We start from the raw sequence: 11,953 nt of genomic DNA, 5'->3' as shown, positions 1-11,953 counted from the left end.
GATCCGGTCCGATCAGAGCACGAGATCCTCAAGCATGGTCGTGACCAGAGCGGCAATCGGCGACCGCTCCGACCGGGTGAGGGTGATGTGGGCGAACAGGGGGTGGCCCTTGAGCGTCTCGATGACCGAGGCGACCCCGTCGTGCCTGCCGACACGCAGGTTGTCGCGCTGGGCGACGTCGTGGGTCAGCACGACCCGCGACCCCTGACCGAGCCGGGACAGCACGGTGAGCAGGACCCCGCGTTCCAACGACTGGGCCTCGTCCACGATGACGAAGGCGTCGTGGAGGGAACGCCCACGGATGTGGGTCAGCGGGAGGACCTCCAGCATGCCCCGGTCGACGATCTCCTCGATGACCTCGGGCGACACCAGCGCGCCGAGGGTGTCGAAGACGGCCTGCGCCCAGGGCGCCATCTTCTCGTTCTCGCTGCCGGGCAGGTAGCCGAGATCCTGGCCGCCGACGGCGTAGAGCGGGCGGAAGACGACGACCCGGCGGTGCAGCCGGCGCTCCATGACCGCTTCCAGGCCGGCGCACAGCGCGAGGGCGGACTTGCCCGTCCCGGCGCGGCCGCCGAGGGAGACGATGCCGATCTCGTTGTCGAGCAGCAGGTCGAGGGCGACGCGCTGCTCCGCGGAGCGGCCGTGCAGGCCGAAGGCGTCCCGGTCACCGCGCACGAGCTGGATGGTCTTGTCGGCGGTGACGCGGCCGAGCGCGGAGGCACTGCCACCGGCGGTGGTGAGCACGAGCCCGGTGTGGCAGGGCAGATCGGCCGCCTCCGGGGGCTCGACCAGCTCCTTGGCGTACAGGCGGTCGAGGTCGTCCTGGTCGAGGGTCAGCTCCGCCATGCCACTCCAGCCGCTGTCGACCGGTGACAGCGCCTGGTACTCCTCCGCGGCGAGCCCGACGACGGATGCCTTCACGCGCAGCGGGAGGTCCTTGGTGACCAGCACGACGTCGGCGCCTTCGCCGGCGAGGTTGAGCGCCACCGAGAGGATCCTGGAGTCGTTGTCGTCCACGCGGAACCCCGGTGGAAGCACGGACGAGTCGGTGTGGTTAAGTTCGACCCGAAGCGTCCCACCGGACTCCAGTGGCAGCGGCATGTCCAGCCGCCCGTGACGGATCCGGAGGTCGTCCAGGATGCGCAGGGCCTCCCGGGCGAACCAGCCCAGTTCCGGATGGTTCCGCTTGGCTTCCAGCTCCCCTATGACGACCAGGGGGAGCACGACATTGTGCTCCGCGAACCGCAACAGCGCGCCAGGATCAGAGAGCAGCACGCTTGTGTCGACGACATGCGTTCGTGGCACACGCCCACCCGCCTACTCGGAGGTATCCGGGACCGGGCCCCTGGTCAGGGGCCGGGTACCGGCCTCCTGGCGTTGTCGCAACTGCGGCACCGAGGGGCCTCCCGAGTGGCCGACCCGATGTCGGACCACGACTTGAGACGCTAGGGCTCTCACGTTAGCCGTCACCCCGCAAGATGGCGACCAACTTCTTACAACACGCTTCGCTTGTCTTTGTGTGCCCTTCGTGGTCTATGCTCGGCGATCGCCGGCCACTGGTCACCGTCTGCGAAGAATCTCACGGTACGAAACCGCGCAGTTCTTCTCAGATGACACAACAGCGGAGGTCCGGGCATCCCGCTGCGATGAGACGCTCGCCACCGTGAGCTGGGCCCCACCGCTCCCTGGCCCGACGGAGCCAGGCACCGCCCCCGGGATGCATCACCGTCGACCCACCGGCCACCCACTGGACCGGCAACGACGAACCGGCGCCCGCGAATGATCGCGGGCGCCGGTTCGTCGACGGGGACGGGCGAGCGGGTCGCCGAAGGCCTCAGCCGTTGAGGCGCTTGATCAGAGCCTCGTGCTCAGCCCACAGCTCCTCCGGCAGGCGGTCACCGAAGGTCTTGTAGTGCTCGGGGATCAGCTCGGCCTCCTGCCGCCACACCTCGGTGTCGACGCTCAGCAGCGTCTCGAGGTCGTCGGCGGGGACGTCCAGGCCCTCGACGGGCAGCTCGCCCGGCGCGGGCAGGATGCCCAGCGGCGTCTCGACGCCCTCGGCCGTGCCTTCGAGACGAGCGGCGATCCAGGCCAGCACCCGGCTGTTCTCACCGAACCCGGGCCACAGGAAGCGACCCTCGGGGCTCTTGCGGAACCAGTTCACGTAGTAGATCCGTGGGAGCTTGCCGGGCTCGGAGCGCTTGCCGATCTCCAGCCAGTGGGCGAAGTAGTCGGCCATGTTGTAGCCGCAGAACGGCAGCATGGCGAACGGGTCGCGCCGCAGCTTGCCAATGGCGCCCGCCTGGGCCGCGGTCGTCTCGGAGGCGACGATCGAGCCGAAGAAGACACCGCGCTGCCAGTCCGGGGCCTCGGTCACCAGCGGGACGGCCGTCGCACGGCGGCCGCCGAACAGGATCGCCGAGATCGGCACGCCCGCCGGGTCCTGCCACTCCGGCGCCATGGTCGGGCACTGGCTGGCCGGGACTGTGAACCGGGCGTTCGGGTGGGCCGCCGGCTCCGCCGACTCGGGGGTCCAGTCCCGGCCCTTCCAGTCGATCAGGTGCGCGGGCTTGTCCGCGGTCAGACCCTCCCACCAGACGTCGCCGTCGTCGGTGCGGGCGACGTTCGTGAACACCGCGTTACCCCAGAGGGTCTTCACGGCGTTCGGGTTGGTCTCCTCACCGGTGCCGGGAGCCACGCCGAACAGGCCCGCCTCCGGGTTCACGGCGTAGAGCCGGCCGTCCTCGCCGAAGCGCATCCAGGCGATGTCGTCACCGACCGTCTCGGCCTTCCAGCCGGGCAGCGTCGGGATCAGCATCGCCAGGTTGGTCTTGCCGCACGCCGACGGGAAGGCCGCGGCCACGAAGTGGACCTTCCCCTGCGGCGAGGTCAGCTTGAGGATCAGCATGTGCTCCGCGAGCCAGCCCTGGTCACGTGCCATGACCGACGCGATACGCAGGGCGTAGCACTTCTTGCCGAGCAGGGCGTTACCGCCGTAGCCCGACCCGTACGACCAGATCTCCCGGGTCTCCGGAAAGTGCGAGATGTACTTCGTCGTATTACACGGCCACGGGACGTCTACCGCGCCCGGCTCCAGCGGAGCGCMCAGTGAATGCACCGCGGGGACAAAGAAACCATCCTCGCCGAGCTGTTCAAGGGCCGGCGTTCCCATACGGGTCATCGTGCGCATCGAGATGACGACATATGGCGAGTCCGTGATTTCGACCCCGAGCGCGGAGATATGCGACCCGAGCGGCCCCATGCAGAATGGAACGACATACATCGTCCGCCCGCGCATGCTCCCGGTGAACAGTTCGCCCAGTTTTACCCGCATCTCCGCGGGATCCAGCCAGTTGTTCGTCGGACCGGCGTCCTCTGCCTTTTCCGAACAGATGAACGTCCGGTCCTCCACCCGCGCGACGTCGTTGGGATCCGACGCCGCATAGAAGCTGTTCGGGCGTTTCTTGTCGGCCAGYCGGACCAGTGTGCCCTTCTCAGTGAGAAGCGAGGTCAGCCGATCGAACTCGGACTCCGAGCCGTCGCACCACTCAATACGGTCCGGCTGGGTGAGTTCGGCGATCTCACGCACCCAGGCGATCAGCCTGGCGTGCTTGGTGGGGGCGGCATCCAGCCCGGGAATCTGTGCCGCGGTCGTCACAGCTCACACCTCCGGTCGAGTTGAACCTGTCGCGTTCTCGTCCCGTGTGCGAGTGCCGTAGCCAGGTGCCGCGTTCGCACCCGAACACCACCAGACACCCAGGTACAAACCTGCGGGAAACGGGGCAGTTCGAGGCCGCGTTCAGGATCATTAGACTGTACCGCGCTTTCGGTGCAGAGTCGCGCGGTAGGCAGTGCGCGGAAACGTAGGATCCATCACGCACCGGGACGGACCGACCGGCACTGACCCGCTCCGCTTCGTGACCTCGATGGCGACCCGATATCCTTCTCCCCTGTGGCCACCCTCGCGCGTCAGACCCTGGGCTCCACCGGCGCACCACTGAACACCCATCCGCGTGACCTGGTGCGACCACGCATGCGGGGKTGGCTACACGCCGGAGCTTTCCCTGTGAGCCTCGCACTCGGCGTCATAGCGTTGACACTGGCCACGACACTGAGGGCCCGCCTGGGTGTGGCGGTTTACGCCGTCAGTATTGCGGCACTGTTCGGAACCAGTGCCCTCTATCACCGAAAAGTGTGGTCGACCTCACGCACGCGGTCGCTGATGAAGCGCCTCGACCACTCGATGATCTTCGTCTTCATCGCCGGCACCTACACCCCGTTCGCGCTCATCGCGATGCCCGAGCGGACCGCCCGGATCGTGCTGGGCGTCGTCTGGGGCGGCGCAGCCCTCGGCGTGCTGCTGCGCATGCTCTGGCTCCACTCCCCGCGCTACCTGATCATCCCGCTCTATATCGCACTCGGCTGGGTGGCCGTGTTCGTCATGCCCGAACTGCTCCACCAGGCCGGGGTGGCGGCAATCGTGCTGCTCCTGGTCGGCGGCGCATGTTACAGCCTTGGTGCGGTGGTCTACGCCACACGCCGACCGGACCCCGCACCGACCACGTTCGGTTACCACGAGGTGTTCCACGCCTTCACTCTGGTCGCCGCCTGCTGCCACTACATCGCCCTGATGATCGCAATGCTGGGTTGAGCCACCCGCGTACACGCAGCAACGCACGAATGCGGAACGTCACCTGAGCACGGAACACCACCMTCCCCCGTGAGGGGGGATTCCTGATTCACCCGGTCCGGCGGCGCCCATCCGGAGGCACACAGGACAGACCGCCCGGCCCCGGCCCGACGCAGCGTGACGAAATCCGCCCGCAGATGCCCGGAGCGTTAAATCCCTGGGCCTTCCGCCCGGATCTGCTCGACCTTTTCCATGGCTTCACGCAACCGGGCGAGCCACTCGTCGGCGTTCTCGCCGACCAGCCGGACGCACCAGGCAAGGGCCTCGCTTCGGCTGCGCGCGACTCCCGAATCAACGAGGGTGTCCAGAACCTGTCGTTCCGGTTGCCGAAGACGGGTCATCACCGGAACGGACAACGTGGTGAACAACTCGGTGCCCCCGCCGAGGGAGACGCCCCAGGACACCTTGCGGCCGAACTGGTGCTCGGCGTCGCGGGCGAGTTCGATGCGGACGTCCCGGGTCTCCTCCCGGAAGCGCCGGGTCCGCCCCGCTCCGCCAGCCGACGGGGCCGGCCCGGCCGCCGGGTCCCCGGGGTGCGGGTCTCCCGGGGGCAGCGCGCCGACGACCGTGATCTCGTCCCGGTCGACCGTCACTCTGGGTGGGCCGGTGAACCAGCCCTCGGGTACCCGGGCGGTGAACCAGGCCGCGACCTCGTCCGCGGAGACGGTGTCGCCGCCGTCGCCTCCCCGCGCAGGCCCACGCCCTCGAAGACCGGCCATGACAGTCCCCTCACTGGTCGGACGGCACCTACCGACACCCGACGACACCCACCGACACCCGACGACACCCACCGACACCCGACGGCGCCGGCCGGCACGCGTGCGGCCGGAGACCAGGCGTCCGACCGCCGGCCGTCTCCCGTCACGCTACTGGCCCCATCGGTCCTGATTACACGCTTACATCAGAATCATCACACTCGCGGGTCGGGCCCGGCCAGCCGGTTTCGGTCTCAGCGAACGCGACCCGGGTCACCCGGGCAGGTGGACGCCGAGCTTCGCGCGGACCTCCTGGGCCGTCGTCACGGGCAGTTCGCAGACGAAGTCCCGGCACACGTAGACCGCTGGGACGTCCCGGCCCTCGGCGAGGGGGCCGGCGGTGACGACAACCGCGCCGGGTGCGGTACCGAGCCTGGCCAGCCGTTCCAGGTCAGGCCGGCCGACGACGGCGACCTCCGCCGGGCCGGCCAGCACCGCCTCGGCCACCGCGCCCGCCCAGCCGGCGAAGCGGGCGTCCCGTTCGAGCAGGGGGGTGAGCAGTCCGACCGTCGTCAGTCCGGCGTCACGGTGCTCGGCCGACCCGGTCAGCGCCGCGTAGGTCACCAGAGCACCGGCGACGGCGGCCTGCCCGGACGGGGTGGCCGAGTCGGAGGACTCGCGCGGTCGGCGCAACAGCGCCTCGGCGTCGTCGGCGGTGTCGAAGAAGCCTCCGTCCGGCGCGGCGAAACGGGCCCGGACGACGTCCAGCAGCTCGCCGGCGAGGGTCAGCCAGCTCTGGTCGGCGGTCACCTGGTGCAGGGCGAGGAAGCCCTCGGCGACGCACCCGTAGTCCTCCAGCACTCCCGCTCCGGGCCCCCGGCGGGCGTCACGGCTGGTCCGCCACAGCCGCCCCTCGTGCAGGTGGACGTCCCGCAGCAGCGTGGCGGCCCGGGTGGCGGCCTCGACCCAGGACGGTTCGGCGAACAGCGCGCCGGCCTCGGCGAGTGCCGCGACGGCCATCCCGTTCCAGGCCGAGACGATCTTGTCGTCGCGGGCGGGCTGCGGCCGGCGTGCCCGCGCGGCGGCCAGCGCGGCGCGGATGCGGGCGAACCGGTCCGGGTCCTCCGGGTCCGCGGGAAGCATCAGGACGGAGGTGCCGTGCTCGAAGGTCCCGGCCTCGGTGACCCCGAGGACCTGGGCAGCCCAGGGCCCGTCCTGCGACCCGAGGACGTCCGTCAGCTGCGCGGGCGTCCACGAGTAGGAGGCGCCCTCCTCGGCGTGTGCGCCCGGCTGCCCGGCGGGAACGGCGTCGGCGTCCAGGGCGGAGGCGAAGCCGCCCTCGGGGGTGCGCAGGTCGGTGAGCAGGAACTCGACGGTCTCCCGGACGACGCRCTCGGCCAGCGGCGAGCCGGTCGCCCGCCACAGGTGCAGGTAGACCCGCAGCAGCTGGGCGTTGTCGTAGAGCATCTTCTCGAAGTGTGGGACGGTCCAGGTGTCGTCGACGCTGTACCGGGCGAAACCGCCGGCGAGCTGGTCGTAGATACCGCCGCGGGCCATCCGCTCGCAGGTGGTCACCACCATCGCCAGCGCCTGTGGGTCGCCGGTGCGCGCCCAGTGCCGGAGCAGCAGCTCCGCCACCATCGACGGCGGGAACTTCGGCCGGGCGCCGAAGCCGCCGTGCCGGGCGTCGAACTTCTCGGCCAGGCCGGCGACCGCGCCGTCGAGCAGCTCGGCGGTGACCGCCGGGACCGCCCCGCCCCCGGCGGTGCCGCCGGGCAGCGCCACGATCTCCGCAAGCCGGCGGGCGATGTCCGCACCGGACTCCTCGATCTCCTCCCGGCGCTGCGTCCAGGCGTCGGCGATGGCCGTCATCAGCTGCGGGAAGGACGTCTGCCCGCGCTGCGGGCGCGGCGGGAAGTAGGTGCCGGCGAAGAACGGCTCCGCCCGGGGGGTGAGGAAGACCGTCATCGGCCAGCCGCCGTGCCCGGTGAGCGCGACCGTGACGTCCATGTAGACCGAGTCGACGTCGGGGCGCTCCTCCCGGTCGACCTTGATGTTGACGAAGTGCTCGTTCATGTACGCGGCGATCTCGGCATCCTCGAACGACTCGTGCGCCATGACGTGGCACCAGTGGCAGGAGGCGTAGCCGACCGAGAGCAGCACCGGCACCCCGCGGGCCGTGGCCTCGGCGAAGGCCTCGGGCCCCCACGGCCACCAGTCGACCGGGTTGTCGGCGTGCTGCAGGAGATAGGGGGACGTCTGCTCCGCGAGCTTGTTGGGCACCGCACCACCATGCCACCGGCGACGGGCCGGTCACGGCGGCACCGCCGGCAACGATCGAGGCGGCCCGGATACGCTGGACGCCAGAGGTGATCCCCGCCGCTCACCCGCCCCGGTCCGCGACCGGCGCCACCGCCAGGACCGCCGCACGGGCCCACGACCCCGGCCGGCTCCGCGGTCGCCCGGCACCGACCCGGGCGCGCGAGCGGGAGCGGGTCAACAGTGATCGATGCCTTGGGATGCGACCAGCCATGAACGAGCCCACCGAGCGCGACACCCCTGCGGCACCCGCGGGCGGCGACGGCGACCTGCCCCACCGGTACGACTCCCGGCTCGCCGCCGAGATCGAACGGAACTGGCAGCGGCGGTGGCTCGACGAGGGCACCTTCGAGTCACCCAACCCGACCGGCCCGCTCTCCGGCGGCTTCGACGCGGTCCGTGGGCGCGACCCGTTCTACGTGCTGGACATGTTCCCCTACCCGAGCGGGGCGGGTCTGCATGTGGGCCACCCACTGGGTTACATCGGCTCGGACGTCTTCGCCCGCTTCCTGCGGATGAACGGCCGGCACGTCCTGCACACCTTCGGCTACGACGCGTTCGGGCTGCCCGCCGAGCAGTACGCCATCAACACCGGYCAGCACCCGCGGGTGACGACCGAGGCGAACATCGCGAACATGCAGCGCCAGCTCGCCCGGCTGGGCCTGGGCCACGACACCCGCCGCGAGATCGCCACCACGGACACCGCGTACTACCGGTGGACCCAGTGGATCTTCCTGAAGATCTTCGGGAGCTGGTACGACGAGGCCGCCGGGCGGGCCCGCCCGATCGAGGAGCTGGTCGAGGAGTTCGAGAGCGGGCGGCGTTCCGCCGCCRGCCCGGCCACCCTCGAGGCGAACCCGCGCCGCGCCGAGTGGGCCGACCTGACCCCGGCCGAGCGGCGCCGCGTCCTCGACGCGCACCGGCTGACCTACATCTCCGAGGAGCTGGTGAACTGGTGCCCCGGCCTGGGCACGGTGCTGGCCAACGAGGAGGTCACGCCCGAGGGGCGCAGCGACATCGGCAACTATCCGGTCTACCGGCGCCCGCTGCGCCAGTGGATGATGCGGATCACCGCCTACGCCGACCGGCTGATGTCCGACCTCGACCTGGTCGACTGGCCCGACTCCATCAAGCAGATGCAGCGGAACTGGATCGGGCCCAGTGACGGCGCCACCGTCCGCTTCTCCACCGCGGCCGGTGACAGGGCGGGCGTCGACATCGAGGTCTACACCACCCGCCCGGACACGCTGCCCGGGGCGAGCTTCCTGGTCCTGGCGCCCGAGCACCCGCTCGTCGACGCACTGACCGCGGACACCTGGCCCGCGGGCACTCCCGCCGGCTGGCGGTTCGGGCAGGACCGCCCCGCCGGCACGTCCGACGAGCAGTGGAGCCCGCGGGCCGCCGTCGACGCCTACCGCACCTTCGCCGGCCGGCGCAGCGACCGCCAGCGCGGCGGGGCCGAGATCGACCGCACCGGCGTGTTCACCGGGACGTACGTGACCAACCCGGTCGGCGGCGGGGTGATCCCGGTCTTCCTGGCCGACTACGTGCTGCTCGGCTACGGCACGGGCGCGATCATGGCGGTGCCGGCGCACGACGAGCGGGACTTCTCCTTCGCCCGCGAGTTCGGCCTGCCCGTCGTGGCCGTGCTGGATCCCGGTGCGGCCTGGTTCGCCGAGCGCGAGCTGCCCGCCGGGGCGCCGGCGGCGTCCTGGCCGGAGTCGTTCGCCGGCGAGGGTGCCTACCTGCCCGGCCCGCCCGACCTGCCGGCGCTGACCGGGCTGTCGAAGGGCGAGGCGGTCAAGACGACGATCGGCTGGCTGGAGGACGCCGGCCGCGGCCGCGCGACCCGCTCCTACCGGCTGCGCGACTGGCTGTTCTCCCGCCAGCGCTACTGGGGCGAGCCGTTCCCGATCGTCTACGACGACGACGGCCTGCCGCTGGCCGTGCCCGAGCACCTGCTGCCGGTCGAGCTGCCCGAGATGACCGACTTCCGGCCCCGGGCGATGGCCGACGACGACGAGAGCGAGCCCGTCCCGCCGCTGGCAAGGGCCACGGAGTGGACCACGGTGACCCTCGACCTGGGGGACGGCCCGCGCCCGTACCGGCGCGAGACGAACACCATGCCGCAGTGGGCCGGTTCCTGCTGGTACTACCTGCGCTACCTGGACCCGACGAACACCGAGAGCTTCGTCGACCCCGCCGTCGAGCGTTACTGGATGCACCCCGAGCGCGGGCCGGCCGGCGACGGCGGTGTCGACCTCTACGTCGGCGGTGTCGAGCACGCCGTGCTGCACCTGCTCTACGCCCGTTTCTGGCACAAGGTGCTGTACGACCTGGGTCTGGTCTCCACCCGGGAGCCGTTCAAGCGCCTCTACAACCAGGGCTACATCCAGGCCGACGCCTTCACCGACGAGCGGGGCATGTACGTCGCCGCCGCCGAGGTCGTCCGCGACGAGGACGGGACGTACCGCCACGACGGAGCACCGGTCAACCGGCGTTCCGGGAAGATGGGCAAGAGCCTCAAGAACAGCGTCAGCCCCGACGAGATGTACGACAGCTACGGGGCCGACACGCTGCGCGTGTACGAGATGGCCATGGGCCCGCTCGACGCCCACCGCCCGTGGCGCACCGATGACATCGTCGGCTCCTACCGGTTCCTGCAGCGGCTCTGGCGCAACATCATCGACGAGGAGACGGGTGCCCCCCGGGTCCGCGACGCCGCGCTCGGTGACGAGGTCACCCAGGCACTGCACCGGACGATCCTGACCGTCCGGGCCGACTACGCCGAGCTGCGGTTCAACACCGCGGTGGCCCGGCTGATCGAACTGACCAACCTGGCCAGCAAGCACTTCGGCGCCGGCCTCGACGGGCCGCCCCGCGAGCTGGCGGAGGCGATGGTGCTGATGACGGCACCGCTCGCGCCGCACCTCGCCGAGGAGCTGTGGAGCCGGCTCGGGCACACCGGCTCGGTCTCCACGGTGCCCTTCCCCGAAGGCGACGAGACGCTCGCCGCCGCCTCGACGGTGCGGATGCCGGTGCAGGTCAACGGCAAGGTGCGGTTCACGATCGACGTCGCGCCCGACGCGGACGAGGCCGCTGTGCGCCAGGTGCTCGAGGCCCACGCGGACTACGCCCGGCACACCTCCGGCCGGACCGTGAAACGCCTCATCGTGGTCCCCGGCCGGATCGTCAACATCGCGCTGGGCTGACCGGCGCCGCGGGTCCCGGGCCGAAATCCCCGGGACTCCCCCGGCACGGCCTGGCACGATGTGATGATGCTGCCGGACGTCCTGGTGATCCGGCCGGGTTTCAGGATCCCGGCCGGCGAGCTGACGTGGCGGTACTCCCGGTCCGGCGGCCCGGGCGGGCAGTCGGTGAACACGTCCGACAGCCGGGTGGAGCTGCTCTTCGACGTGGCGGGCTCACCATCCGTACCGGAGCAGCTGCGGAGCCGGGCGGTGTCCCGGCTCGGGAGCCGGCTGGTCGGCGGGGTGCTCACCCTGGCCGCGTCCGAGCACCGGTCGCAGCTGCGCAACCGGGAGGCGGCGCTGGAGCGGCTGGCAGCCGCCCTGCGGGAGGCCACCGCCCCGCCGCCACGCTCCCGGCGACCCACCAACCCGACGCGCGGCTCGGTCGAGCGCAGGCTCGCCGGGAAGAAGCGGCGGGCGCAGGTCAAGCGGCAGCGCGGCGGCCGGACCCCCGGCGCCGACGACTAGCAGTCGCCGACGGTTAGCAGTCGCCGACGGCTGGTGGTCGTGCCGTGACCGGGCAGGGTTCACAGCACCGGCCCCGGTCAGGCGGGGTCGGAGCCGACGTCCTCCCCGGTGCCCTTTCCCTCGCGCTGACGCGGGAGCGTGCCCGTCCCGGCCGCCCCGGCTGAGGTGGTCGCCGCCGTAGCGGCCCGGTCACCGCTGGGCGCGGCACCGGTCTCCCCGGCGCCTGCTCCTGAGCCCGAGCCGTCGCCCGCGCTGCTGGACTCCGGCGCCGGGCCGCCGGGAGCCGCCGGCCTGTCGGCGGGACCCGACCCGAACTCTCCGCTGGCGACGTTCGCGCGCATCCTGCGCAGGCTCCGCGAGAGGAACACGAAGAGCGCAACCGACGCGAGGATCAGTGCGAAGACCACCAGGGCACCACTGGTGCCCGTGCCTATCTCCGCGGCGAGCCGCAGTCCGCCGGACGTGTCAGACACCGACCGGCACCTCCTGTCCGTTCCGTCAGTTCCCCGACGTTCCCGTACGCCCGCACA

At 71.3% G+C, this 11,953-nt stretch carries 8 protein-coding genes; 3 read left to right on the top strand and 5 right to left on the bottom strand.

Features of this window, described 5'->3' with window-relative positions:
- Positions 1–12 precede the first annotated feature (12 nt).
- Together CC117_RS27285 and CC117_RS27280 are read right to left on the bottom strand one after the other, a co-directional pair.
- Positions 13–1,305, bottom strand: a complete 1,293-nt coding sequence (locus CC117_RS27285) for a PhoH family protein (protein WP_026310533.1) — start codon at positions 1,303–1,305, stop codon at positions 13–15.
- A 529-nt stretch (positions 1,306–1,834) separates the two neighbouring features.
- Positions 1,835–3,658 carry a phosphoenolpyruvate carboxykinase (GTP) gene (locus CC117_RS27280; RefSeq protein ID WP_071089108.1) on the bottom strand — a complete coding sequence of 608 codons (1,824 nt, stop codon included), beginning with the start codon at positions 3,656–3,658 and terminating at the stop codon, positions 1,835–1,837.
- 375 nt (positions 3,659–4,033) lie between these two features.
- Between CC117_RS27280 and trhA the strand changes: the two genes are divergently transcribed.
- Positions 4,034–4,651 (top strand): PAQR family membrane homeostasis protein TrhA, encoded by a 618-nt coding sequence (gene trhA / locus CC117_RS27275; protein WP_071089530.1) that lies wholly within the window; start codon positions 4,034–4,036, stop codon positions 4,649–4,651.
- Between the two features lie 188 nt (positions 4,652–4,839).
- Here the strand turns inward: trhA and CC117_RS27270 are convergent, their stop codons facing one another.
- Complete coding sequence (locus CC117_RS27270; protein WP_071089107.1) at positions 4,840–5,409, bottom strand: hypothetical protein; 570 nt, start codon at positions 5,407–5,409, stop codon at positions 4,840–4,842.
- Positions 5,410–5,658: 249 nt separating this feature from the next.
- Positions 5,659–7,668, bottom strand: a complete 2,010-nt coding sequence (locus tag CC117_RS27265; protein WP_071089105.1) for a thioredoxin domain-containing protein — start codon at positions 7,666–7,668, stop codon at positions 5,659–5,661.
- A 248-nt stretch (positions 7,669–7,916) separates the two neighbouring features.
- Between CC117_RS27265 and CC117_RS27260 the strand changes: the two genes are divergently transcribed.
- Both CC117_RS27260 and arfB read left to right on the top strand, forming a co-directional pair.
- The gene (locus tag CC117_RS27260) at positions 7,917–10,916 is read left to right on the top strand and encodes a leucine--tRNA ligase (protein ID WP_071089103.1); all 3,000 of its coding nucleotides are present in this window, start codon (positions 7,917–7,919) and stop codon (positions 10,914–10,916) included.
- A gap of 66 nt (positions 10,917–10,982) precedes the next feature.
- Complete coding sequence (arfB, locus tag CC117_RS27255; protein ID WP_071089527.1) at positions 10,983–11,423, top strand: alternative ribosome rescue aminoacyl-tRNA hydrolase ArfB; 441 nt, start codon at positions 10,983–10,985, stop codon at positions 11,421–11,423.
- A 77-nt stretch (positions 11,424–11,500) separates the two neighbouring features.
- On the opposite strand, the gene CC117_RS27250 is transcribed toward arfB, so the two are convergent.
- On the bottom strand, positions 11,501–11,896 hold the full coding sequence (locus CC117_RS27250) for a hypothetical protein (protein WP_071089101.1): 396 nt from the start codon (positions 11,894–11,896) through the stop codon (positions 11,501–11,503).
- Between the last annotated feature and the right edge of the window lie 57 nt (positions 11,897–11,953).

Source organism: Parafrankia colletiae, from assembly GCF_001854655.1.
Lineage (GTDB): Bacteria > Actinomycetota > Actinomycetes > Frankiales > Frankiaceae > Parafrankia > Parafrankia colletiae.
The sequence above is the reverse complement of the archived record's forward strand: the minus strand, read 5'-3'. Positions and strand labels throughout refer to the sequence as shown.